The organism is Teredinibacter sp. KSP-S5-2, assembly GCF_032773895.1.
Taxonomy (GTDB): domain Bacteria; phylum Pseudomonadota; class Gammaproteobacteria; order Pseudomonadales; family Cellvibrionaceae.
On sequence record NZ_CP120416.1, the window covers coordinates 1,343,579 to 1,369,903 of the forward strand.

At 43.7% G+C, this 26,325-nt stretch carries 21 protein-coding genes; 15 read left to right on the forward strand and 6 right to left on the reverse strand.

The features are described from left to right. The first annotated feature begins 4 nt into the window (after window positions 1–4). From cydX to P5V12_RS06270, 6 genes are all read left to right on the forward strand, one after another. The gene (gene cydX, locus P5V12_RS06245; RefSeq protein ID WP_316956486.1) at window positions 5–112 is read left to right on the forward strand and encodes a cytochrome bd-I oxidase subunit CydX; all 108 of its coding nucleotides are present in this window, start codon (window positions 5–7) and stop codon (window positions 110–112) included. Between the two features lie 5 nt (window positions 113–117). Continuing rightward, window positions 118–432: a cyd operon YbgE family protein gene (locus P5V12_RS06250; protein ID WP_316956487.1), complete on the forward strand. Its 315-nt coding sequence runs from the start codon at window positions 118–120 to the stop codon at window positions 430–432. A gap of 41 nt (window positions 433–473) precedes the next feature. After that, window positions 474–1,064 (forward strand): DUF3365 domain-containing protein, encoded by a 591-nt coding sequence (locus P5V12_RS06255; protein ID WP_316956488.1) that lies wholly within the window; start codon window positions 474–476, stop codon window positions 1,062–1,064. Between the two features lie 373 nt (window positions 1,065–1,437). Further along, a complete protein-coding gene (locus tag P5V12_RS06260; RefSeq protein ID WP_316956489.1) occupies window positions 1,438–1,941 on the forward strand; it encodes an MgtC/SapB family protein in 504 nt (167 codons plus the stop codon). Next, window positions 1,938–2,609, forward strand: a complete 672-nt coding sequence (locus P5V12_RS06265) for a 2OG-Fe(II) oxygenase (protein WP_316956490.1) — start codon at window positions 1,938–1,940, stop codon at window positions 2,607–2,609. Before P5V12_RS06260 ends, P5V12_RS06265 begins: the two co-directional genes overlap by 4 nt. Window positions 2,610–2,828: 219 nt before the next feature. Next, entirely contained in the window at window positions 2,829–4,439 is a 1,611-nt protein-coding gene (locus P5V12_RS06270; RefSeq protein ID WP_316956491.1) for a methyl-accepting chemotaxis protein, read from the forward strand. A 4-nt stretch (window positions 4,440–4,443) separates the two neighbouring features. On the opposite strand, the gene P5V12_RS06275 is transcribed toward P5V12_RS06270, so the two are convergent. From P5V12_RS06275 to P5V12_RS06285, 3 genes are all read right to left on the reverse strand, one after another. Then, complete coding sequence (locus P5V12_RS06275; protein WP_316956492.1) at window positions 4,444–6,621, reverse strand: xanthine dehydrogenase family protein molybdopterin-binding subunit; 2,178 nt, start codon at window positions 6,619–6,621, stop codon at window positions 4,444–4,446. Beyond that, a complete protein-coding gene (locus tag P5V12_RS06280; protein WP_316956493.1) occupies window positions 6,618–7,094 on the reverse strand; it encodes a (2Fe-2S)-binding protein in 477 nt (158 codons plus the stop codon). The genes P5V12_RS06275 and P5V12_RS06280 overlap by 4 nt, the downstream gene beginning before the upstream one ends. A gap of 205 nt (window positions 7,095–7,299) precedes the next feature. Next, on the reverse strand, window positions 7,300–8,196 hold the full coding sequence (locus tag P5V12_RS06285) for a LytTR family DNA-binding domain-containing protein (RefSeq protein WP_316956494.1): 897 nt from the start codon (window positions 8,194–8,196) through the stop codon (window positions 7,300–7,302). A 103-nt stretch (window positions 8,197–8,299) separates the two neighbouring features. Here P5V12_RS06285 and P5V12_RS06290 point away from each other — a divergent pair, with 103 nt between their 5' ends. Both P5V12_RS06290 and P5V12_RS06295 read left to right on the forward strand, forming a co-directional pair. Further along, entirely contained in the window at window positions 8,300–8,890 is a 591-nt protein-coding gene (locus P5V12_RS06290) for an NAD(P)H-dependent oxidoreductase (RefSeq protein ID WP_316956495.1), read from the forward strand. Between the two features lie 241 nt (window positions 8,891–9,131). After that, complete coding sequence (locus tag P5V12_RS06295; protein WP_316956496.1) at window positions 9,132–9,323, forward strand: hypothetical protein; 192 nt, start codon at window positions 9,132–9,134, stop codon at window positions 9,321–9,323. Between the two features lie 258 nt (window positions 9,324–9,581). On the opposite strand, the gene P5V12_RS06300 is transcribed toward P5V12_RS06295, so the two are convergent. Together P5V12_RS06300 and P5V12_RS06305 are read right to left on the reverse strand one after the other, a co-directional pair. Beyond that, entirely contained in the window at window positions 9,582–9,995 is a 414-nt protein-coding gene (locus P5V12_RS06300; RefSeq protein ID WP_316956497.1) for a hypothetical protein, read from the reverse strand. A gap of 174 nt (window positions 9,996–10,169) precedes the next feature. Next, window positions 10,170–12,887 carry a hypothetical protein gene (locus tag P5V12_RS06305; protein ID WP_316956498.1) on the reverse strand — a complete coding sequence of 906 codons (2,718 nt, stop codon included), beginning with the start codon at window positions 12,885–12,887 and terminating at the stop codon, window positions 10,170–10,172. 346 nt (window positions 12,888–13,233) lie between these two features. Here P5V12_RS06305 and P5V12_RS06310 point away from each other — a divergent pair, with 346 nt between their 5' ends. From P5V12_RS06310 to P5V12_RS06340, 7 genes are all read left to right on the forward strand, one after another. Continuing rightward, entirely contained in the window at window positions 13,234–14,820 is a 1,587-nt protein-coding gene (locus P5V12_RS06310; RefSeq protein WP_316956499.1) for a flavin-containing monooxygenase, read from the forward strand. A 77-nt stretch (window positions 14,821–14,897) separates the two neighbouring features. After that, window positions 14,898–16,469 (forward strand): flavin-containing monooxygenase, encoded by a 1,572-nt coding sequence (locus P5V12_RS06315; RefSeq protein ID WP_316956500.1) that lies wholly within the window; start codon window positions 14,898–14,900, stop codon window positions 16,467–16,469. Window positions 16,470–16,490: 21 nt separating this feature from the next. Next, complete coding sequence (locus P5V12_RS06320; RefSeq protein ID WP_316956501.1) at window positions 16,491–17,516, forward strand: 2OG-Fe(II) oxygenase family protein; 1,026 nt, start codon at window positions 16,491–16,493, stop codon at window positions 17,514–17,516. Between the two features lie 45 nt (window positions 17,517–17,561). After that, on the forward strand, window positions 17,562–18,926 hold the full coding sequence (locus tag P5V12_RS06325; RefSeq protein ID WP_316956502.1) for a tryptophanase: 1,365 nt from the start codon (window positions 17,562–17,564) through the stop codon (window positions 18,924–18,926). Window positions 18,927–18,984: 58 nt separating this feature from the next. Then, window positions 18,985–20,232, forward strand: a complete 1,248-nt coding sequence (locus P5V12_RS06330) for an NAD(P)/FAD-dependent oxidoreductase (RefSeq protein ID WP_316956503.1) — start codon at window positions 18,985–18,987, stop codon at window positions 20,230–20,232. Between the two features lie 401 nt (window positions 20,233–20,633). Then, on the forward strand, window positions 20,634–23,327 hold the full coding sequence (locus tag P5V12_RS06335) for an amino acid adenylation domain-containing protein (protein WP_316956504.1): 2,694 nt from the start codon (window positions 20,634–20,636) through the stop codon (window positions 23,325–23,327). Window positions 23,328–23,370: 43 nt separating this feature from the next. After that, a complete protein-coding gene (locus P5V12_RS06340; protein WP_316956505.1) occupies window positions 23,371–24,336 on the forward strand; it encodes a sulfite exporter TauE/SafE family protein in 966 nt (321 codons plus the stop codon). Between the two features lie 68 nt (window positions 24,337–24,404). Here P5V12_RS06340 and P5V12_RS06345 read toward each other — a convergent pair whose 3' ends face one another. Continuing rightward, window positions 24,405–26,069: a putative transporter gene (locus P5V12_RS06345; protein WP_316956506.1), complete on the reverse strand. Its 1,665-nt coding sequence runs from the start codon at window positions 26,067–26,069 to the stop codon at window positions 24,405–24,407. Window positions 26,070–26,325 lie beyond the last annotated feature (256 nt).

Consider the following 26,325-nt stretch of genomic DNA (forward strand, 5'->3'; position numbering starts at 1 on the left):
AATTATGTGGTATTTTACCTGGATTCTTGGTGTGCTATTGGCCTGCTCTTTTGGCATTGTTAATGCTCTGTGGCTTGAGGTGAATGAAAACCTGGATAGGGAATCAGAATAATCCATATGAGCGGGAATCATTCTTATTTCAGCATTGAAAGTCTGAGTTGTTGGTATTGGAAAACCGTTTACGCATTCCCTGTGCGCCTATTAACATTTTTCGTATCTTTTCTTTTTGCTGGTATTACTTTGGCGATGCCGTTGTGGTTAACTGAAGATGCCGTTAACCACGATATGATCAGTTTGGGAATGCTTGGTATGAGTGCTGGTTTTGTTGTTGGCGTTGGGTATATCCCCGAATTTTGGTTATGGCGAATTCTTTTTAACCCTTTTTCTGCCTGGTTGTTAATGGGTGTTGTTGTGTTAGGGGTGATTTTTTGAGAATAAAGATATAAATAAAAAATAGTTTAGAGGAATACAAAATGCGCACTTTTTTACGTACCACATTGGCGATTGGGGCAGGAGTATTTTTCACCGGGTCTTTATTCGTTGTTGCTGAACCACCTGTAACACCGCCAGAAAGTAAAATGGATCAAATTGAGTTTGATCGGCAGGCGATGGCTAAGATCCGAAGCTTCGCCATAGAATTAAAAACCCGATTAAAAACCGGGATTCAGGATGGTGGCCCTACGAAAGCCATTGCAGTATGTCATGAAGAAGCGGAGAAGATCGCTGCCAAGCACAGTGAACAGGGCTGGTTGGTTCGTCGTGTGTCAGACCGTCCGCGCAACCCGAATAATGCTGCGCAAGGGTGGGAAGGTAAAATGTTAACGGATCTGAAAAAAAACTACGATGTTGGTAGTGAGAAAAAATACTTGTCCGAACAGGTTGGTAATGAGTTTCGGTTGATGAAAAGCATCGCTATTGACGCCGTGTGTTTGACCTGCCATGGAGAAAACATTCAGGGAGAGTTAAAGGATAAGTTGGACGCCTTGTATCCGAATGATCTTGCCCGAGGGTATAAGATGGAGGATTTTCGTGGTGCTTTTTCCGTGACCTATACCGCTGAATAACGATTTATGTGAGCTTAAACCCAGCAATCGTCTCTTTGCTAAAAGGAGGCGATTTGTCAAAGTCGGATTCCATTCAGGTTTTATCCCTTGTGTTCCTCTCTCTGTTCAAATTGACCGATTAAATTCTTGCTAAAAACCAACAAAGCGTGTAAATAGCATGGTTTCGCCCAGGTTGAAACTGCGCTGCCGAATCCGTCAGGATCTGTTGTGCCCGAGCATCGTTCAGTGTTCAACTCCAACTGTTTAAATCCAATTGCGCATTCATCTTGTTTTGCCTATAGCGGAGCAAGCCTGTATGTTTTGCTATTGCAATAGCAGTGGGCTTTTCTTCATTTAGCTTTGTGTTTGGATTGTTGGGGCTGGGTAAGACTTTATGAATATAACAACCATACTTTCTGTAATAACCGATGTATCGCCTTTTGAATGGCACTCCATAGGTGCGTCAGTATTTTGTGGTGCTGTTGTCGGATTGGAGCGGCAAATACGTGGCAAGCCGGTTGGTATTCGCACATCCTCGCTCATTACCCTTGGAACTTATTTATTTATTACCAGTGCCTTCTTGTTACAAGGTGAGATTGTGGATCCGTCCCGCGTTATCGGCCAGGTAATTACCGGTATTGGTTTCCTTGGGGCTGGGGTAATGTTGGCTAAAGACGGTGCAGTGGTGGGTGTGACTTCTGCTGCAACAATTTGGGTTCTGGCGTCCCTTGGTGTAATGATTGGCGTGGGCTATTTGATTCCCGCAATAAAGCTCTCGCTTTTGGTGGTGGCCATTTTATATGGCGTCGATGTATTGGAAGACCGTTTAAAGGTTCTGAGCCGTGGCGTTCATTCGCGGGTTAAGTTTTCTTTTTATAAAGGACAGCAAAATAAATGAACGCATTATCTCAATCTGTTTCAGAGGTTGATGGTTTCAATGAAGATACGCTGTTCGCACGTATTGCAGAGGATATTTTACAAACAGGCTATAGCATAAATCCGGCAGCGCTCCCGCCAACTTTGACCGAAGCTCTGTACCGCCATTCGCAACTCATGAGCCCGTCACAATTTGTCTCTGCTGGCATAGGTCGGGCGGATGACTATTTAAAGAATGATTTTGTCCGTACCGATGAAATATGCTGGATAACAGGTGAGTCTGAAGCAGGCACAGCCTGGTTACACTGGTGTGCGGAATTACAAAAATACCTAAATCGCCGCTTATTTCTTGGCTTGTTCTCCTTTGAGAGTCACTTTGCACATTACAAAGCGGGCGACTTTTATAAGCGTCATGTGGATGCCTTTAAAGGCGAAAGTAATCGCAAATTATCGGTAGTGGTGTATTTGAACTCCAACTGGTACACCGAGGATGGTGGGGAGTTGGTGATATACCAGAACTGGCAGGAGGAGAAAGGTATTCGGGTAACGCCCTTGATGGGAACTGTTGTGGTTTTCCTCAGTGAGGAGTTTCCCCATGAGGTTCTGCCAGCCAAGCGGGACCGGTATTCCATCGCCGGGTGGTTCAGGGTGAATACGTCAGTGGCGGAAAGAGTCGACCCTCCTCAATAGCCTGCCAGATGTTGGTTTTCTGTCCAGTTTGGCGTTTGTAGGCTAGGGTTAGTATATAGGACGCTCTGAATAACCCCATATATCTCAAGCTTATTTTCCGGCCTCAGGGGTAAATCAAAAATCCTATAGGCGGTGGCAGGTGTCCCATTTACCTGGCTTGGTTGTTCAGGCTAATGGGGCCCGTTTCCCTTTCGTTGATCTTGGCGGGAGGCATTAAGCGTGTTTAGTCGTTTCTCCATTCGAACCTTAATTCTGGGGGTTCTGGCGGTTGTTTTTACCCTGGTATTGGCTTTTAACGTTATTTATAGCAGCGAAACCCAGCAAAGCCGAATGGAAGAGTCTTCCCGTCATCAGGTTTACAGCCTGTCCAAGTCCTACTTTGATGCGCTCAATACCATGATGCATACCGGCACCATGGCGAATCGACAACTTCTTAGAGAGAAAATGCTGGCTACGCCCAATGTGGAAGATATTCGTATTGTCCGCGGCGAACCGATTTCGGCGCTCTACGGTTCTGGTCTTGATACGGAAAAATCCAAAGACCCCTATGATAATCGCGGCCTCTTAGGTGAGGCGGTGGACGTTATTCAGCAAAACGATAACGGAAGGTTGTTGACGATTGTTGTCCCTGTTAGAGCACAATCTGATTATCAGGGCAGTAATTGCCTTGCCTGCCATCAAGGACCGGAGAATCAGGTTCTGGGGGCTATTCGAATCGACTATTCGCTGGCAAGCGAAGATGCAGAACTTTGGCGATCCGTATTAACCCATGGAGTTATTCAAACCCTTTTTGCCGTGTTTGGGTTTGTGCTTACCGCATGGGTGCTGAATCGGATTGTGATTCGGCGGTTGCGATATTTGCAGATAAAAATGGGCGAAATTGCTGAAAATTCAGACCTGACTATTACGTTGAAAGTAAATCGTGACGATGAAATCAGTTCCGTATCTCACGCGTTTAACCGGATGATAAAGCAAATTCATTCAAGCCTGACTGCTGTGACGAACAACGCATTACAAGTAAATGACGCGGCAAAATCGATTACCGGTTTGGCCGAAGCCACGGAAAAAGAAGTTTTAGAACAGAAGTTGAAAACTGATCAAGTGGCAACCGCGATGACAGAGATGGCGGCTTCCTCGACAGAAGTAAAAAATAACGCTGGCGTTACCCGAAATGAATCGGAAAAAGCCGCAGAAATTACCGCACAAGGTGAAACCAAAGTGCAGGGTGCTGTGGAGGGAATCGAGGCGTTAAATCGATGTGTTCAGGAAGGCGCGGAAAAAATTGATAAGTTAAACCTGCGCACAGATGACGTGGCCTCTATTCTTGAGGTGATTTCCAGTATTGCAGAGCAAACAAACCTGTTAGCGCTGAATGCGGCTATTGAAGCGGCGAGGGCGGGAGAGCAAGGCCGAGGCTTTGCCGTGGTCGCGGATGAGGTGCGTTCTCTGGCATTTAGAACACAACAGTCAACGGAGGAAATTCGTCGAACCATTGAAGCATTGCGACTTGAGGCAAGTGAATGTGTGACCATTATGAGCCGCGCATCTTCGCATGCGGAACAGCAAGTGCAAGTTATCATGACTGTTGCAGAAGAGTTGCGTGGTATTTCTCAGGTGGTGGGAAGCATCAGTAAACTCAATGCGCAAATGGAAGTTGCGGCATCCGAACAATGTCAGGTTGCAGAAAGCATCAATCAAAATATTAACGATATCAGCCATTCTGCCGAAATTACCTCCGGCGATGCAAAAAAATCCGCTGCTGTTGCAGAACAGTTATTGGGATTAGCCAATAAATTGCAGACCACCGTCAGCGACTTTAAATTAAAATAAGTTTTTACCCGAGCATATGAAGGTGGCGTTTACGAACGCCGGATAAAGAAAATATTGCGTTGGATATCGCCGGAGCAATCGTGGTAACAGCAAATTCGCCTGCACCGGCGGGCGACCTTTCCTGAAAGCTGAAAAGCTCAGTGATCATTTCCGGCGTTTCGTGCATTTTAATTAGCGGCATATCGTGAAAATTACTTTGTGCAATTCTGCCGTTGATCACGGTAACCCCGCCATGAATAACCGGGGTTAGCCCCCAAATAATACCGCTTTCTATCTGACCTTTTACTAAGTTAGGGTTGATCACCAAACCAATATCCGCAGCGGTATATACCTTTTTGAGTATGTATTCTTCACCAACTAATTCGATTTCCACCACCTGGGCGCAAAAACTGCGATCGTGAAATGCAGAAATAGCCACACCCAAGCCTGTGTTTGCTGCACGTGGTGTATGCCAGTTGCTAAGTTTTGTTACGGCTTCCAAGAGTTTTATTTGCATATCTTTTATAAAAGATAATGTGCTCAGTATTTCTTTATTGTGCTGGTTAAAATAATTTTCGGGTGAAGGTCTTTTTAGTTGACTTATGCGGTAGGCAATCGGATCTTTACCAGCAGCATGAGCCAGTTCATCGATAAAAATTTCCCGTGAAAAACTATCCAAGTGTGGTACTACACTTCGCCATGATCCCCAGGGAACAATGGAGTCCGCATAATGCTGGCTGGTGACCTTCAGATTTTTTAATCCATAACCATAGGGCATTTCACCGCCACCCCATTCATGGGTACTGACAACATTCAATGCTAGGGTTTCGATGTTGCCGTCTTTATCTAAACCACACTGATAATAATCTTTGCGCAGTGGGTGATAGTGGCCAAACTGAATTTCGTCTTCCCGTGTCCAAATCAGTTGAATAGGGCGTTTAACTTCTTTCGAAATAAAACTTGCTTCCAACAAAAAATCGCAAAAAAAACGGCGGCCGTAGCCGCCTCCCATAAAGCAGGGATGTACAACAATGGTATCTTTCTCGATACCGAGGATAATAGAGAGATGTCTGGTTGAATGCTGTGGGGATTGTGTGCCCGTCCAGATTTCTAAATGTTTGCCATCACTGAAATCGGCAATGGCGTTTAAGGGCTCCATCAATCCGTGGCCAATAAACGGGCTGGTGTATTCCGCCGATACATGTTGGTGCGACTGATTGATTGATTGCTCAGATACGCCAGCGGTTTGGCAAGGTGTGGTATTTGGATTTCGGAATGCATCAAGTTGGGCGTAGAGATCCCGGCAACTTTTGGTTTGTAATACGCCGTGATCCCATTCAATTTCTATTTTATCTCTGGCGGATAAACAATCCCAGGTCGATTGGCCGACAATCACTAAGCCGCCGCGAATACCTTTGTTAAACACTTCTTTGGATGTCCGTTCCTGCATTGGATAGATCGCAACAATTCCTGGCAGCTTCAGTGCTTCTTCAGCGTTATAACGTTTTATTTTTCCTCCCAGCACGGGTGGTCGAATAATGGTTGCGACCAGCATGCCGGGCACTTTTATATCCAGGCCGTATTTCAGTTTACCCTGTACGATATTTTTTGTTTTTAAGCTGCTGTGTGGTTGACCAATAATCTGATACTGGCTCTGAGGTTTGAATTGATTTATTTCCGGCACTGGTATATTCGCGGCTTCCTGAGCGAGTTCGCCGTAACTGCGTTTTCTCCCCGTTGGCGTATGAATGACAAACCCTTTCTCCGTTCGGCAATTTGAAGGGTTGGTATGCCAACTGGCCGCAGCGCAGGCGATGAGCATGGCTCTGGCACTTGCTCCGGCTGAACGCATTAAACTCCACTCAGTTTCTATTGAATAACTGCCACCCGTATCAAACCGTCCCCAGTCGGATTGGTAGTTTTCAATATTTTTATCGTAACTAAGAAGTTTAATGTGAGTGCTCGACCAGTCAGCATCCAATTCTTCCGCCGCAATCATAGCGATTCCCGTTGCGGCACCTTGTCCCATTTCCTGTTTGTAGATAAAAATGGTGACGTCGCCATTGGTATCGATTTGTATCAGCGGGCCAACCATATTGGCAGACGAGGATGATTCTCTAATTTGGGTTGCTGGCAGGTTTAGCGACAGCAATAAACCACCGGTGGTCAAAGCGCTGGCTTTCAGGAAATCTCTGCGTTTCATGATTTCACCTCCGCAGCCAGGTTGGTCATATGTGCCGCTTGTTTTATGGCCTTTCGAATACGTGAGTAGGTTCCGCATCGACAGATATTGGTCATCTTTTGGGTGATGTCTTCTTCGCTCGGGTTTTTGTTATGGGCCAGCAGATCTGCTGCGCTCATAATTTGTCCAGGCTGGCAATAACCGCACTGAGGAACATCCTGTTCAATCCAGGCTTGTTGCAGAGTGTTAAATTGTGTTTTCTCCAAGCCTTCAATGGTGGTGACATTCATTCCGTTTACTGCACCCAGAGGAAGGCTGCATGAAGGTGTTGCATAGCCATTAACATGAACCGTGCATGCGCCGCATAAACCCTTACCACAACCGTATTTTGTTCCAGTAAGCTGTTGTTGATCACGCAAAAACCACAGTAGAGGTTTGCTCATATCTTCGTTGTCGATAGTGACGGTTTCGCCATTGAGCGTGAAGGTGACCATATTTTGATATCCAAGTGTTCAGTTTGCGCTTGAACAAGTTGTTGTTGTCTCGAAATCAAAATAGGTCTGCAGGCCTCGCCACACAAGGAATATGTGATAAGACGGACTGAGAAAGTGATAAGTTACACCGGGAAATACTTGGCTTGGTTTGCCCTATATGAACGGCAAAAAACAAGCGCAATAATTCAATTCGTGTTAATACGCTCTAGCTGGCAAGAAAGAGTTGCTTTAGTGGTGTGGCGTATTCTTGCCGCAGTTTCTTGGCGTAGTGTCTGCTGACGATAGCATCCTGACCACTGGATAATGTTAATTTAATTTCGCCATGTGTTGCTGTGCGTACTTTCTTCACCGCATTTTTATTAATAATGCTCGAACGGTGAATTCGGATAAATAAACCTTGATCCAGGGATTGCATAACGCTTTTCATCGTCGCCCGATGCATATACTGTTTGCCGGAAAATGTACATAAGACAACATAGTTTCCCGAAGCTGAAATGTGTTCAATATCTGGAATATCAATCGGTTCAGTTCCCTGGCGGGTCTCCACTAGCAGTGATTCGACCTGTTGGATTGAGTCTGACGGCGGGGGTGGAGAAGATATTTTGGATATTTGATAGCGCCACAAAGTTAACAAGCAGCTTGTCGCAACCAGAAAAAGCGGAATTTCTTTAACGAGTGTTGTATAAAAAACAGAAACTTTTGCGGTGGAATCGGTGGTATTAAATGATTGAAAAATACAAAAGCTTATTGGTAGAGCTAGCCCCCAGGTTATGGTAATGAGAAGTATTTTTTTTACCAATAACTGTATATTCCAATATGCATCATCCAGTTGTTTGGCATGGTTGATCAGAAAAGGTGTGAAAAGTATCCAGGGTAGCCATCGAATTAATGTGTGTTCGAATGAAATAAAAAAGTTGGATATATTCGGATGGACGATTTCGGTGTATATGAAACAGTGCAAAGCATTGACTAACGCGACGCATACCCAGAATAGGCTCACTAATATCCAGCCAGTGTAGGTTATATTAGTCCAGCTTGATATTTGCGTAAGTTGCGTGAAAGATTCTTTTACTGCTTTTTTGACGGAACCTATCGTATTCATGATTAATTGATACACCAAAATGAATAGTTGAACGCTTATTGAAGTTTAGCAAGTGTTAGGTAAAACTAGCTTAAACAGACTCTAGAGAAAGGTATTAAAGTACGTGAAATGTTTGGTGGTTATTGCTCATCCTCAGCAAAATAGTTTGTGTTCGCATTTGGCAAAGGAAATCATTCAGTGTTTATCTAATAGGGGGGTGGATATTACCGAAGAAAACCTTTATCAACAGAATTTTGACCCAGTATTATCTAAAACAGAAAGAGATTCTTATTACGCTGATGCATATCATTATCAGGCTGTTGAATCTTCGATTAATCGACTTCTTGCTGCAGAGTATTTGGTGCTGGTTTTTCCGACATGGTGGTTTGGCTTTCCGGCCATTCTAAAGGGATGGTTTGATCGAGTATGGGCTCCAGGGTTTGCTTATGATCATGCCAGTGATTATGGGCCAATTACACCGAAGTTGAATAACCTAAAAAAAGTGTTGGTGGTCACTACTTTTGGCGCACCCTGGTGGGTGGATAAGTTGGTTTTGTGGCAACCTGTTAAACGGGTTGTTAAGTATGCTTTGCTGGGGGCATGTGCAAGGAAGGCTAAGTTAACATTTTTACCGCTTTATAAGTGTGAGAGTGTCGACTCGGGTCGAGTCAACAAGTTTGTTTTAAAGATTAAAAAAGTGTTAAACCAATGGTAATTTCTTATTTTTAAAATAAGTTTTCGAAAGTAAATATTCACAGTGTGTTAGTAAAGGTAAAAAGGTTACTGAAATAGATTCTGTGAGCGAAGTTGAGACGGTTTTTATCTAAAGTTGTAGTAATGCTAAAAATACACATTAATGCAAAGCAGGTGCTATTTGCTCGACACGCCGTGAAAACATCTTTGTTGGCTCGTCGCCAGCATCCCTGCTGTCGACGGTCTTGCTCATAGCATCTGCTTTGCTTCTGATATTCTTGCCGTCGGTTCTGCATTGGGAAAGCATTCTTACCTTTGTTGATGATGAACTGTATCCACGCCCTAAGGGGAGAATGCATGGGCGCATTCGAGTTAAATGTTTACAGCGTGTCAGCAAAGGTGAAAAGGTTGCTGAAATGGATTCGGCGAGTGAAGTCGAGACGGTTTTTATCTAAAGTTGTAGTAAGGTTAAAAATACACATTAATGCAAAGCAGGTGCTATTTGCTCGACGCTCCGTAAATCCATCCATGGAGGCTCGTCGACAAGCTTCCTTGCTGTCGACGGTCGAAATTGCAGCTCATGACAAGTATTCTACTTAGCAGGCTTTGTTGCCTTGTGCTGACCATCGGAGGCAGGACGCCGACGATGAGCGTATAGGGACATATCCATAGCGTGTCAGCAAAGGTGAAAAGGTTGCTAAATGAATTTAGAGCTATTGCTGATTAATACAGTTACCAAATTGATCCAGTCGGCCAAAACAACCGCTTCCTGGACCAACGGATCCGCCACCACCGCCTGCTGCACAGGGCAGAGTTCCAGTTTGGAAAAAAGTCTGTCCCGTATTGAGTTCGGCAATAAATTGATAGCCGGCATTCGAATGAGATGAACTGCAGTTGGCAATCATGGAACCTGTTGACTGAGCAACAATAACGCCACCATATGTGATCTGCCAGGTTTGAGACACCAATTGAGCGTTAAGTCCATCACCTGGAGAGTTGTCTACCGGGAAGGTATCGCAGGCATATTGACCCTGTCCCACTTGCTCACAACCGGTAACAACGTTATCCGCGTAAACAAGTTGTGTAAGCAAAAGCGTAGCACTGATAATTAAATAGTGAATCTTCATTATTTTTCCTCAAGTTAATTCCTCCGGTATTTAGGAGTGAGGAAAGCGTATCGGTTTAAAGCCTATGTGAGAGGCTTGTTGGTACAAAAAAAATACCTCAGCGTCTAAAAAATAAGTCACCTCTTAGCTAAAAGCGATGACTCATTTCTCATTCAGTTTTTTGGCGTTGAGGTATTATTGATTTGCCGTCAATAATTGTTCAACTAAATAGGCGTCAGGTGTTAGTGGGTCGGTACCCAATGTCTTTTCGTCACCGTCGTATATGCCGTCTTCATCGTGGTCAATACCCATCCAGATGCCTGAGCCGGGCGGCACACAGGTAAAGGTGAGAGTCTGATTATGTTTGCTTACCAGCTTACGCAGTTCTGAGTCATTCAACACCTCCTGGATTTTGTCACTTTGATAACTGCCATCCGCATGCATTAAATAGCTACGTTGTTGACCATCAATAACGCCTTTTACCACCAGGTCACATTCTTCCCTCGGTGTGACAATTTGTGCGCGGGATCGTAGCAGATCAATTCTCTCATGCACTTTTGTGTCACTGTGTTTGGTTAAGGTGATTTGTTGTCCGACAACCGGGGCAAGCTCGCTATCAATGGCGAGGATAAAATCCACGACCTGATCGCGTTTAAGGTCGGTTTCAAAATGGAAGTTAGGGCTTTTTAAAAACTTATCCAGAGTGTCCAGTGTGCCATCGTGTAGGAAACCAAACCCTTTTATCTGTTCCCCATAATCAATGCCGTCCGTGAAAAACCGACCGGAATTGCCAAAGCGTCCTATCTTTTGATAGAGGTTACGTAGATGGGGGACTTTAAATTCCTGAGTTATATCGGGGCCGGCAAGTACCGATAAAGCACCTGTTCCAAACTTATTGTTGACCGGGTCTAAAACATGACATTGATTGCAGGCATGAACAGGTTGGGGGACGCCAGTCGTAATATCATTGTTATAGACATCAAGACCGGCTTGTTGCATCGGTGTCAGCGAGTTATCCAACGCCCGGATTGGATTGGGAGGGTAGGTTATCTCCAGTCCAAATCTAGACAGTTTATCAATGTCCGTTTCACTTAATTGATTTTCCCGTCCGACCAAGCCGGTAAATGCGGCATTAAATTCTTTTAGTGCTGCAAATTCAATACTTTCACCTTCTTTCGCTTGTGCGCCGGTTCGGTCTCCACGCCAGTGCATTGGCCCGTTACCTTTTAGGCCGCGCATACTTTGTGTGGTCATTGGCCCTTTTAGAGGATGGAAATAAGGTGTGTAAGGCGGTGTTACTTTCTCATCGACGTAACCGTTAGGGTTAAGTTTCATTGGTGCATCCGGGTCACCAAGGTCCCAGGCTAAACCATCGAAATCTCCATAGACATGACAAAGTGCGCAGGAAGAATCGCCGCGACTGGATGTAGCAATGGAATCGTATAAAAACGGCCGTCCTTCGATCACACTGTCAGGTTCGGGGTTGTACATTGCAACGCGGGATACTTCATTTTTTGATTTTGTATCAATGACTGAAACACTGTTGTCAAAACGTGTTAATACATACAAACGGTTGTTTGTTTCATCTAAAGCGATACCGGAAGGGCCGCCGCCAGAAAGACGAATATATTTTTCCGGACTGGGTTGAAAACTATTATTCTCCAACTCTTGCGTATTTATGACGGCAATATTACTGGAACCGAAACCGGCTACATATAACGTCTTTCCATCCGAGGTAATGGCCATATCCGTTGGATATGAAATTGCTGAGTCTCGTTCGGTTTTCGTGCCGGGGAATTGAGTGTAATCAATGTGCTTGTTTAAATGTCGTGGACTGACACTATTGTTTTTAATAACGCTAATATGATTTTCAGTAAAGTGACCACGAACACTGGATGCCATAGTGCCGGGTCCTTCAAACCTATTTACATTTAATGCTTCCAGATTGGTGACATAAAGCGCGCCATTTCTTGGGTTTGTAATCATATTTAGCAAAACCGTACCCACACCGCTGTAGGGAGTTCCGCTCAGTTTTGGTTTTTTGCCGTTTTCAATATCAATGCGGAATACATCATAGTCAGGCAAAGAAAATAAAACACGGCTGCCGTAATTTGTTCCGTTTTGATCTGCAGCGTTACCATTCTCGTCAACCCACTGGTTTCCGTCGAATTGAACAATCAGGCCGGTATCCGGTTGTGGTGTTCCGTCAATACTTGTGGTTGGGCCGTGTTTGGCAAAGTACTCCACTCCCAAGGACGTTGTTTGGTTGCCTGAAAGAAAGATGGAGGCAAAAACACTTTTTCCATCGGGGCTTACCGTTAGAGATCTTGGGGTGTCGCCAAATAAATTGATCACATCAACCGGGTCGCCCCCAATTGTTTCGCCCAGATTCATGGTGTCAAAAACCCAAACATCAGCGCGACCGATTCCGGGTTCAGTAAGCTTGGCATCAATAGGTCTATCATCTCGCCCGTTTTGTCCTCTGTGGGCAGCGGTAATAAACGCATACCTATTATTATTCCCTGCGAACACAATGTCTCTCGGCTCATCGCCTACCAGAAGAGTGCGAATAATTTTTGCGGGCTTCTCACTGATATCAATAATACTGACACTATCTGAAAGGTGATTTACCACCCAGACTTGTTTGTTGCTGAGTACGGCGATGGATGTTGGTTCCATGCCAACATCAATGCTTTCTGATAAAGACAGTCCACTGCTGGTAACGGAAAATATTTCCAGAGAACTGTTTGGCGTGTTGAGTGCAAAAATATTTTTTCCGTCATCTGATATGGCTATCGGGTTAACCTGGCCTGTTTCGAACGTAACAAAATTATCTCCTCTCGATGTGGCTTTGCAAGAACTTAAATGAAATACAGTAAAGCACATAAATAATAGTTTATAAAAATTATTCATTAATTTATCTCCTTGGTTAATGTAAGGGGTTGGGTTTTTATGGGTATTTTGATAAATAAAAATTTATGTCGTAAAAAATTATTTATTTTTATTGTGACTTAATTGTTTCAAGAAAAAATAATTAAATATCAATTTAACAATTCGAAGATATTTTATATATAAAATTATTAAAAATTTGTTTTTGGTGTGGACATCAAAAACGTTTGAATATAGATTTGTCGGCAAGATGGCTAAGGGATTAGGGTTTTAATGACATTTTGAATTATTAGGTCACATTATATGATTTTATTGGTCATTGCGTTATTCAGAGTGACAGTTAATAAACTAAAAATACAAAAGGCTAAAAATGTCTACTACTAACAATTTGAATGTGTGTGTGATCGGTGCTGGAAGTTCTGGCTTGGTGGCAATAAAAGAGCTTCTGGATGAAAATCATTCGGTAGTGTGTTTTGAGAAGTACGATCAGGTTGGTGGAAACTTTTACAGGAATGATGAGGTGAAAGACACTGGTGCCTACGATTCCACAATGTTGACTATCTCGAATTATATGATGGCGTTTTCCAGCTTTCCGCCTCCCTTAAGTGAAAAAAGAAAGTTTTGGAGTGGGGCTGAATATCAGGAATATCTGAATCGTTTTGCTCAAGAGTTTTCTCTCAATGAGTGCATTCAATACAATAAAGAAGTAATAAGTGTTAAAAATATTGGCTCAGGCGACAATGATCGATACGAGGTTGTGGTTAGGTCGTTAGCTGACGATAGTGAACAGGCCTTTATATTTGACGCGGTGGCCGTGTGCACCGGTAGTAGTCGAGTGCCGAAGTATGTTGAATTAAAAGGCAAAGAAAAATTTAAGGGCGAAATCTATCACTCGGCATATTATAAAAACGCCGAACCCTATTCCGGGCGAAAAGTATTATGTGTTGGAATGGGTGAAACTGGTGTGGATGTGGTTAACGAGCTGGCTGGGGCTGCAGAGAAATGTGTTCTGTCTGTTCGTCAATATCAGCCCGTGATTGAACGTTTTCCCTTGTTGCGGGAACATACCAGTGACGCTTATACCTCTCCGTTTTTGTATGCGCAGCCGATTTCAGCCGCCAATGCCAGAATGAAGCTGCAATTTGTGTTAACAAAAAAATATTCAAAAATTGATCAGCAAAAAGCCTTTGCAGACTGGAATCTGAAGGCCGGTGGTTACTTCAATGGATTTAATATTAAAAGTGAAATATTTGTCGACCGTATTGTAGAAGACAAACTTATCATCAATGACAGTGGTGTTGATTACCTGGAAGAGCATCATGTTGTGTTCAAGGATGGGCGGCGTGAAGAAATTGATATGGTGATGCTCAACACCGGTTACATGGATAAATTCTGCTTTTTAAAAGATGTAGATGTTACTGATGTACGTATGTTGTATAAACATATGATTCACCCTGGCTTGGGTAAGGGAATTGTCTTTATTGGCTGGGCAAGGCCTGCTGTGGGTGGTGTGCCAGCCTGTTCTGAAATGCAGAGTCGCTATTTCGCGTTACTATGCAGTGGAAAGAAAAAATTACCTGAGCCTAAGAAGCTGATGAATATTATCCGGCGCCAGGCGAAATATGAAGATCAGGTCTACCATAAAAATCCCGCTTTACGTTCCCTGGTGAGCTACACCAAGTACATGAATGACTTTGCCAAAGTAATTGGTTGCAGCCCCTGGCGTATTCGAACCTTCCTGAATCCGGTACTTGCATATCGGCTGTGGATCGGTTCGCAAATGCCTACCATTTACCGGTTATACGGCCCTCACAGTGATTATCACAACGCTAAGAAAAGCATTTTCAATGTGCCTGTTGCATTCGGGGCGGTTGAAACTGTGATCTTGACGTTATATACCGTGGTCACAAGGTTACTGGCATCTTTCAGGGTAATTACACCTGATCCTAAATACTAATAAAAATAATACAGAATTTTTCGCTTAGTCATTTCTTCTATAAAGAAAATAAAAATTTTACCTGATAAGGAAGACCTATGTTTACACAAAAAAAACATGTCTGTGTTATTGGTGCCGGAAGCTCAGGCCTTACCGCTATTAAAGAGCTTCTGGATGAGGGGCATGAGGTAACCTGTTTTGAAAAATATGGTCAGCCCGGAGGCAATTTTTATCGTAGTGATAATAAAGAGACGGGTGCCTACGACTCTACATTGCTGACCATTTCCAATTATATGATGGCTTTCTCCAGTTTTCCGCCTCCAATGAAAGATCAACGACGTTTCTGGACCGCTGCGGAATACCAGCAATACCTGGTGGATTTTGCCCAGAAATTTGGTTTGGATGAAACTATTGTGTATTACTCGGAAGTCTCCAACGTTGAAAAAAATGGTGAAGGGAAGTATATCGTTGACGTCATGTCTACTGAGGATCAGATGACCCGGCAATATGCGTTTGATGCTGTTGCTGTGTGTACCGGTAGTAGTCGTGTGCCCAAATATGTCGAAGTGAAAGGTCTGGAAGACTTCGAAGGGGATGTCTTCCACTCAGCGTATTATCGTAACGCGGATCCTTATAAGGGACGTAAAGCCCTATGTATTGGAATGGGAGAAACCGGCGTTGATGTGGTCAATGAAATTTCCCAGTTAGCCGAAAAATGTGTGCTTTCGGTCAGGCAGTATCAACCTATTATCCAGCGCTTTCCTTTTGGTGGAGTTCACACCAGTGATGCCTATACCTCTCACGCTTTAAACGCCACGCCTGTTGTTGCCGCTAACGCACGGATGAAATTCGCATTCAAAATGATATCTAAACACTCGAAGGACCCAGAAGAGCGGGAATACGCCAAGTGGAACCTTAAAGCAGGGCATTACTTGAGTGGATTCAATATTAAAAGTGAAGCATTTGTTAAGCGGATAGTTGATAACAAATTAAATATCAATGATTCAGGTATTGATCATATCGGTAAAGACTACGTCATGTTTAAAGATGGCAGAAAAGAAGAAATCGATATGATTATGCTGAATACGGGTTACATGGATAAGTTCTGTTTTATTAAAGATGCGGATGTGACAGATGTTCGGCACTTATATAAGCATATGATCCACCCTGAGTTAGGTGATGAAGTTGTGTTTATCGGCTGGGCACGTCCTGCAGCAGGTGGAGTCCCTGCCTGTTCGGAAATGCAGGCCAGGTATTTTGCGCTGTTATGCAGTGGTAAAAAGAAATTGCCAGAAAAAGAAAAGCTGATGATGTTAATCGATCAGCAGGCCAACTACGAAGATAAAGTTTTCTATCGTAATAAGAATGTACGATCGCTCGTCCAGTATTCGAAGTATATGAGTGATTTCTCGCGAGTGATTGGTTGTTCTCCCTGGCGAGCATCGACTTTCCTGAATCCGTTATTAACCTATCGGCTGTGGTTTGGTTCGCAAATGCCAATTATTTACCGGTTGCACGGTCCACACAGCGATTATCAGAAAGCCAAAAAGCTGATTTTTAATGTGCCGGTTGCATTACCGTTGTTTGAGATGATTTTGATGTCCATATATGCACCCATTTCGCATATTTTGGCGAACATCGGTGTCATTGAGCCTGATCCGAAGTACTAATTCTTCCATAAGGAATCCTGTATGAACCAAGATAATAAAACACATATCGACCCGTTAAGCGCTCCTGAATTTTCGGATTTGATCTTTAATGAATTGAATTGGAACTCTGAGGAAGAAATTCCTGAAGGGGTAAAAATATTTGATTTGGAAGAGTTAGAAAAAGGTTTGAGGTTGGATGAACTTAAAGAATCATTGGAAAAGTCTTATCCCTTCTATATTAAAAACTTCGGTATACACGAAGACGAAGTTGAGAATATCTTTAATACAACCAGACGTTTCTTCAGAAAGTCGGAAGCGGAAAAGCGAGCCATGGTGCATGAACGCTTGCCCATTATTCTTCGTGGTTACTCTGCCTATGGTACTGGTGCGTATGAAAACTCGATCAACAATGGTAAAGCGATTAATCAGTACGCCAAATATGCTTGGGGACCGTCCGAAAATGTATATCCGGATGACGGATTTAAAAATACCTTTCAAGACATGATTGACAAGTTAATTCGCGTTTCAGACCGAACGATGGATTGTATTGGTAAAGCGCTGGATTTAAAACAGCATCCAGAATGGGATAACCTGTTTGATGGAGAAGACACCGTACTTCACTGTCAATGCTATTACCCGGAGAAACCTTTGGGTGTAGACAGAATGGTCACTCATGCTGATGCATCCTCTATTACCTTGCTTACTCAACTACCTGCGCGAAACGGCCACGTTGGGTTAAAAGCCAAAATGGATGATAAATACGTGCCGATTCCTCCTGTTCGTGGCTCTATTGTAGTCATGACAGGGGAGACAATGAACTCATTGACCAACGGCCGAGTTCAACCCGTTATGCACGCAGTGACTGGTCCTGCAACGGATATTGAAAATAGCGAACGCAGTTCCATGCCGTTCTTTGCTAACCCTAAAAATACATTCAAGATGCAGCGTCCCCCAGTCAGTACACACCATAAGTTTTACAACGAGGATAACTCCACAACCTTTGGTGACTATTCCAATAATATTGCTGTGGCGTACAAGCAAACGGAAGAAGTGGCTGAGGCTGTTTAACAATAACCGTTCCACAGGGATGTGGTGGTATCGATAGCATCAAATATGAATACTGTCTTCGAACCCTATAGAATTAAAAGTGTTGAGTTGTTAAAAGTCACCACGGAACAAGAGCGAAAGGCTTTGTTGCGTGAGGCTTTTTACAACGTCGCCTTACTAAAATCTGATGATGTGTTACTGGATTTTCTAACCGACTCTGGTATATCTGCGATGAGCTCCAATCAGTGGGCGGCTGTGCAGCTTGGTGACGAAAGTTATGTTCGTTCTCCGTCTTACGAAAAGTTTCAACAGTCTCTGCGGGAAATTATTCCTTTTAAACATATTATTCCAACCCATCAAGGACGTTCTGCAGAAAGAATTCTGGCCAGCCTGGTGACCAGCGAAAATACCATTATTCCCAATAATGCCCATTTTGATACCACCAAAGGTAACATTATGAGTATGGGGGGTGAGGCCGTAGATCTATTAGTAGATGAGTCACGAGACCTGAATAGTGATTACCCGTTTAAAGGGAATATGGATATCGACCGTTTGGCTTCCCTGTTGAAAGAGCATAGCGAAAGCATTCCTCTGGTTTTTCTTACCATCACAAATAACTCTGCATTGGGACAACCGGTTTCGATGCAGAATATCCGTGCAACACGGGACTTGTGTCATACCTTTAATATTCCTCTTTTTTTCGATGGTTGCCGCTTTGCAGAAAATGCATACATGATTAAACAGCGGGAAGAGGGCTACGCAAATATCCCTGTCAGAGAAATTATCCAGGAGATGTTTTCTTATGTTGATGGTATGACCATGAGTGCTAAAAAAGATGCTTTGGTCAATACCGGAGGCTGGTTAGCATTAAATGATGATGATTGGGCAAAAAAAGCCTTAAACGAGTTGTTGCTTACCCAAGGTTTTGTGACTTACGGTGGTTTGAGTGGCAGAGACCTTGAAGCCATTGCTGTGGGCGTGCAGGAAGGTGTGGACGAGCATTACCTGAAGCACAGAATTAAATCCGTCGAACGCTTGGCGAGTGGTCTGGATAAATTGGGTATTCCTGTAGTGAAACCCTACTCATCTCATGCGGTATATGTCGATGCAACGCGCTTTTTCAACCATATTGATGCCGCACATCACCCTGGGCAAACATTAAATGTGGCCTTGTATGAAAGTGGGGGTATACGCGCGTGCGAATTAAATTCGATTAAGTTGGATAACGCTTTCGATAAGCCTGAGGCTTCCGGTCGCTGCCTTATTCGAATGGCTATCCCCCGGCGGGTATACACCCAAAGTCATTTGGACTATGTGGTCGAGGTGTTTGACCATATTAGTAAAAATAAAACTCGTTGGTCAGGGCTGGATAAAGTTTCGGATGCGGACCCGTTGTATTACTACGGTGCCAAATATCAACCTGTGACTTAAGAATAATTATGTTGTTGTAAATAAATTGTCTCTGTGTAAATAGAAAGTGGAAGTGAAAATGAAAAGTGATTTCGAGGTAGTTATTGTTGGCGCTGGCCAGGCTGGTTTGTCTGTCAGCTACTACTTGGCAAAGGAAAATATAGACCACGTTATCCTGGAGCAGGATAGTGTTATTGCTTCCTCCTGGAAGAAAAGAAAATGGGATTCGTTCACACTCATTACGCCAAACAGTATGAATCAGTTACCGGACTTTCCGGCACAGGGCTTTGGTGAGGACGAATTTCTTACCAAAGAGCAGGTGTGTATGTATGTCGATGACTTCGCAGGACAATTTGATAAAGAAATACGTTTTAATGTCCGGGTTTCTGAGGTGGTAAAAGAAGATGATCGCTTTGTGTTACGCACGAATAATGGTGTTTTTACTGCAAAGCAAGTTGTGGTTGCCACTAGCGCATTTAATAAGCCTCGAATCCCCGAATTTTCCAATGCGATATCATCAGGAGTTACGCAGACTCACTCTTCTGAGTATAAGAACCCTGAGAGTTTACCTGACGGCGCGGTATTGGTTGTGGGGGTAGCTCAATCCGGTGCGCAAATTGTTGATGAATTGGTTGAAGCGGGCCGTGATGTCTTTTGCTCTACCAGTCGTACTATGAAAATGGCTCGACGTTACAGGGGAAAAGATACCACGAAGTGGGCGAGGTTGATGGGCTTTCTGGAAGCAAAAGTCCCTATGACAAAAGAGCTCGGCGGTAAATTTCCTTCTAGCCCGCAGGTATCTGGTAAAAACGGCGGAAAGGAAATTCATCTGCAAGAGTTGGCGCGTTCCGGCTTAAAACTTTTGGGGAAGATGAGTCACGCCGATGGCGATAGGTTATTTTTTGATTCGGACTTGGTCGAAAATATGACGTTCATCGCTAACTCCAGTACTCAGTTTCTGAAAAAAGTGGATGAGTTTATTGAAACGGAAGCGTTGGACTGCCCTGCGCCAGATTATATCGAACCGCCGTTGGACGATTATGCCGGCGCACCTCAGGAGCTCTCCATTAGTCAATGCAATATCAGCTCGATAATTTGGGCTTCCGGTTATCAGTATGATTTTAGCTGGATTCATGAAGATGTCTTCGACGAGTTTGGTTACCCCATTGCTGAGCGTGGTGTGACTCAGTGCCCAGGATTGTATTTTGTTGGTATTCAAGGGGTCGATTTAAATAAATCGACTTTGCTTTATGGTGTAGGGCAGCATGCAAAGTATATTGCTGAGTGTGTTCAGAAAGCTACAACCAAGGCTGCTGCTGTAATTTAAAGTAATCGTAGAGAATACTAGTGTAAAAAGTAATCCACTTTTTAAGGTGGATTTTTATTTCTGTTTAGAGTCATTTTCTATGTTGATTAGGCTCTAATCGGTGATATGTCCAAATAGGATATGAGTTGAAATTCCTGGCCTTCTTTTGAAACACGCAATAAATACGTCTATGTAAGCTCGTTGTCAGCGTCCTGCCTCCAACGGTTTCAAAAGAAGCTCAAGATTTCAGTAAAAGGTATGCTGGTAAGTCAAGAACCTGTATAGGGCGTTCGATGAACGTTTACTGATTATATGGGTGGATCTTAATTTGCTGCATCTCGATGTTGGAAACAGTATCGATTTATTGATCGTTACTAGACGAGTAAAGCTATTTTAGATTGCGAAATAAGGATGCTTTAGTTATGTCTACACAAGAAAAAGTCCAAAGAAAAGAACGCATAACTCACCCTTGGGGTAACGCTTTTTTTCCAGATATTCACGAAGCGGAATACCCGAGTGATAAAACAATCATCGATATGTTTGAGGATATAGTGAGTCGGCATCTGGATGACGTCGCTGTCTCCTATTTGCATGAACGAGTAACCTATCGCGAGCTAAATGACCGGGCCAATCAATTTGCTAACTACTTGTCTGCACAATACTGCGGTTCCACAGGGGAAGAGATAGCATCCGATTGTTTGATTGGTCTATTTTACGAGCGTGGACTGGATGCCATTATTGCTATTCTTGGTGTACTAAAAACCGGCGCAGCCTATCTCCCTTTAAACCCTGCTGATCCGGTAAATCGAATACGGTATCTATTGGCTGACACCGATATTAAAGTCGTTGTAACGGAAAATCATCTGGTTCGAAAAGTGACGCCAATCATCCAGGAATACAGGGAAGCGAACAATAAAGCGTATCCCCATGTTATACCCGTGAATCCCGAAAATTATGCAGACGAAAGTACACGTTGGTACTCGCAACTACAGTCTGCAGGTGACCTGGCTTATGTGATATACACATCCGGTACAACAGGCAAGCCAAAAGGTGTAATGATTGAACACCAAGGTGTGATTAATCTGGCTCATTCCAGAAAGACAGATTTTCTGATTAATAATAAAAGTGTGGTATTGCAATTTTCGCCTATTACCTTTGATGCCTCTGTTTGTGAAATATTCAGTGCCCTGTTAAACGGTGCCACCTTGGCGATTATTGATGATGAGTCCAAAATTGATGGCGACAAAATTATAGAGTTTATTGACCGTGAAAAAGTGTCGGTTGCCACAATTGTGCCCTCACTACTGGCGCAAATGACATACAGTGATGCGCCGCTATTGCCAAGTTTAAAAACACTGGTGGTGGCCGGGGAGGCCTGTACTCAATCGGTGGTCAGTAAATGGCGACCGGGTCGTCGTATGATAAATGCGTATGGCCCGACAGAAACAACCGTTTGCGCAACCGTAAATCATTTTCAGGATGACGACGTGCCAACCAATATCGGTTTGGCAATTCAGAATATGTATGTTTACCTTCTGGACGAGAGCCTTAACCTGGTTGGATTGGGAGAGGTTGGCGAGTTGTATATCGGTGGCGTGGGTTTGGCAAGAGGTTACCTCAATAAGCCGGAATTAACGGCAGAACGTTTTATTGACGATCCGTTCTCGACACCGCTTAAGTATTCGGACAAGCCCAGTAAGTTATATAAAACCGGGGATTTGGGTCGTTATCTACCAAACGGAAAAATTGAATATATTGGTCGGAACGATCATCAGGTAAAAATTCGCGGACATCGAATTGAGTTGGGGGAAATTGAGTCGGTGTTATTGAAATACCCCGGCGTGAGTAATGTCTGCGTATTGGCAAAGTCACGAAAGTCTGCGAATCAAACCGATAACCGCAGTAATTATTTAGCGGTGTTTTATACGGCGGAACAAAAAATTGAAACGGGCCTCATGGTCGCGCATATGTCAAACTATCTGCCCGGATACATGGTTCCCAGCGTGTTTCATTGGTTGGAAGCATTTCCAACTACTACCAATGGTAAGGTTGATCGTAATCAGCTTGAGCAAATAGAACTGCACTCCGAATCGGGTGAGCAAGTCGCACCGAGAACTGATATTGAACAAGAGCTGTATGACATCTGGTTATCCGTACTTGGTGTTGAATCGCTCAGTATTCATGATGATTTTTTTGAGCTGGGTGGGGATTCGTTGTTGGCAATTCGCCTGACATTACTGATCAACACTAAATTTGATAAGAAAATATCCACTGCGCAATTGCTTGAGGCCGGCACTATCGCCAAAATGGCGGATTTACTGCTTATTGAAGATGTACCAAGCGAAGGTTTTGAACCCATTCTTCGTATTCGTCATAACGAACAACGTCCAGGCTTATTTTTTGTCCACCCCAGTATGAGTGGCTCAGAGCTATATATGAAAATGGTGAATTGGTTAGATGCAGATCAGCCATTTTATGGGGTGGAATCCTATAACTTTAACCATCTGGATTCTCCCGAAACGGATTTAATTTCTCTCGCGCAGCGTTACATTCGTTATATTAAATCGATTCAGGCGTCTGGCCCGTACTTTTTAGGCGGGTATTCCTTAGGCGGCAATATCGCCTATGAAGTTGCCCATCAGTTAATTGGAATGGGAGAAAATGTGGATGGCCTATACCTTATCGATTCCGTATTGCCTTCTCCTACTGCCAAAAAACAGGGTATATCGGACAGAGAAGCTAAACAGTTTCTGGAATATTTTGGATTTGAGGGTGGAAAAAATCAACGACTGCTTGATCTGGTAAAAACAGAAATGAGCTTACTATTTAGTTATATTCCAGATAAAAAGTTGCCGATAAAAATCTCCCTGGTGAAGGCCAAAAATTTATTGTCTCCCTTGACTGGCTTGCCCTCGGATCACATTGCACACCATCTTTTCCAACTGGATCGCCCCTATAATGGTTGGGATCAATATGCCAAAGAGGTGAATCAGTATGAGCTGGATGCCAATCACGAGACTATCGTTCAACCCGATAACTTACAGAAAATTGCTTCTCTTGTGCAGAAAGATATTAATTCTCCCGAAATTTACGAGATGTTTGCCTTTTGGTCATGAAGCATGAGCTTGGTAATTATTTATTTTAGGATGCTAGTAGCGAATGAAATCCAGTAACACACACTCGTGGTATCGAACAGCCATATATTGGTGCCCGCTCTTTCTTTTCTGGTTGTTATGGGCATGGTTGTTTATGCATAAGGATGCCGGATTACTTTTTTCCCAGTACTGGCAAAGCAGCGTTACCATGGTTGCAGGTTCTTTTGTCGCGGGCGCGACTCCTCTGGGAGGTGGCGCTGTCGCATTTCCTGTGTTTACCAAGGTGTTACATGTGAGTAGCGTGGATGCCAGTGCATTTAGTTTTATGATCCAGTCCGTTGGAATGACTTTTGCGACGTTGTTTTTTGTCAGTCGCTCGATAAAAATATACTGGAATGTGATTCTCTATGCCGGGCTGGGAAGTCTGCTTGCATTGCCAATTGGTTTGTTTGTTTTTTCGGTAGATAACATTACCGCCAGATATATCTTTTCACAGTTCATTGTCTTCTGCGCTTTTATTACGCTAAATACGGCATCTTCATATGAGCAGGAAAAGAAGGTTCGTTTGTTCGGGGCGATGGTATTTGGTTTTCTAGGCGGCCTGCTTTCATCTAAAATTGGTTCTGGCTGTGATGCCTTACTTTTTTTCTATCTGGTTTATGTTTGCCGGTTTTGTGCCAAGGACAGTATTCCAACCACCGTCGGTTTTATGGCGTTGAACTCGATTTATGCTTCCCTTTGGTTGTTGTGGTTTGAGCCACCCAACGAGTTTGTTGCTAATAGCTGGCTTGTGTCCGCGCCTGTTGTTTCCCTGGGAGCGCCATTAGGTGGGTATGTTTTGTCCAAGCTAAAAATTTTCCATACCAAAATGCTAATTATTTTTGTTATCGCAATAGAAGTGATCACCACCTTACTGTTAGTGCCGTTTAGTTTATTCAGTAAGCTGAGCATTCTACTAACCATTGCTATGGTTATGCTGCTACTTATTTATAACCACAGGAGAGTGTCTAACTTACAGCAGGTGGAGTAGGTTTGCGAGAAGGGAAAGAGTTGTATCGATTTGAGCAGGCCCGGCCGTGTAGCCGGGCACACTTTTTTTTAGACTGAGACCCACAGGAGAACGGCGATAACCTGAGGGGATAATATTCGCAAACACATTACCAATGGATAAACTGTTGCGTAGGAAAGCGCAGAGGCACCACTGGTTGGGTGGATGGAATTGGCAAAGGCCAGGGCGGGTGGATCTGTCATGGAACCTGCCATCAAACCACACAAAGAAAGGTAGTTCAGTTTCATCCACCATCTGGCAACAAAACCAACAATGAGCAGCGGTAGTAACGTAATTGCCACGCCGTAGCCCATCCAGCTTAAACCGTCGCCATTTACCAATGTGTCGACAAAATGGGCACCGGAGTTTACACCAACCACTGCGAGGAACAGGACGATCCCAATTTCCCGCAATGCCAGGTTAGCACTGGGCGGCATGAACCAGTAGAGGCGACCAACACTGCCGATTCTGGCCAGAATAATGGCTACGATAAGTGGCCCGCCTGCAAGGCCAAGTTTTAACGGTGCCGGCAAACCGGAAATATGGATAGGTAAAGACCCCAACAAAACCCCGAGGCTAATACCGATAAAAATCGGCAGCATCTGGACGTGGTTCAATTTACTGGCCACATTACCCAGCATTTTTCCCACTTCGTTTACGTCCTTTTCTTTACCAACGATGTTAAGAATGTCACCAAACTGGAGGACAGAATCCTTGTTGGCAATCAGTTCCACACCCGCACGGTTTTGGCGTGAGATAACGACATGGTGATTGTGCTTTAAGTCGATTTCGCTAAGTTTCTTGCCCAGCATGTTTTCGTTGGTCACCACCACCCGGTCACTGAGGAAGTCGGTACCCTGGGTTGATAGGGACTCGTTGACTTCCGTACCAACGATCATGACAGCCTGTTTCAGTTGTTCTTTGGTCGAAGCAACCAAATGCAGCACGTCGCCCATTTTGAGTATGCTGTCGGGTTTGGGCACTTTGAGTTCGCCATCGGATTTGAGACGGGAACAAATAACCTCGGTACCGATTAGTTTGGTCAAGGCAGATAAGGTGATATTTTCCAGGTTGCTGTTGCTGACCATTACGTTGGTAGAGGTAATTTTGGATTTTTTATTATGGCTACCCTGATCAAACTGTTCCGACTCTTGATCGATATTGACCTTGAAGAAAATGCGGACAACCCACATGGAAAGCAATATGCCGAGGATACCGAAGGGGTAGGCCATCGCGTAACCCAAACCCAGTGTCGAGGTTTGCTCAGAGTTTAGGCCAAGCTCCTGTAAAATTTGTTGTCCGGCTGCGAGGGAAGGTGTATTGGTCACCGCACCAGAGTAGATACCTAGAAAAACGTTTAGCTCCAAGTCAAAAATAAAGTGAAGCATGACCGCTACCAGACCGCCAAGAATAACGATACTTGCGGCTAGGCCGTTTAAACGTAAACCACTGCTTTTTAAAGAGGCAAAAAACCCGGGGCCTACCTGAATGCCGATTGTGTAGACAAAAAGGATCAGACCAAATTCTTTAATAAAGTGTAAGGAGTGGGCATCAAGATGCCAGCCGTTCTTTGCAGTAAAGTGACCGACGATCAATCCGCCGAATAATACGCCTCCAATGCCTAAGCCAACTCCTTTGACTTTAAAACCACCTATCCATAAACCAATAATTGCGACTACTGATAGGATCAGTATCGAAAGTGCGACTTCGCTCATAATAAAGCTCTGAGAATGTAGATAGTGAAACGCCAGTGTAAACACCGGAATAGGAAAGTGACGGTATTATATATTTCTCTAAAATTAATATATTGATTTGAAATAATCTTAACGAAATAAGCCCAGGAACGTCATGGGAAATAATTTAAAAAGTAGAGAGTACTCAAACGCTTTGCCACCTCATCAAGACGTAATGCCTGCTTAATATAAGTGTTTTTTGGATTTTCAAACGCGTGTTACTTTTTTCTCAGACGAA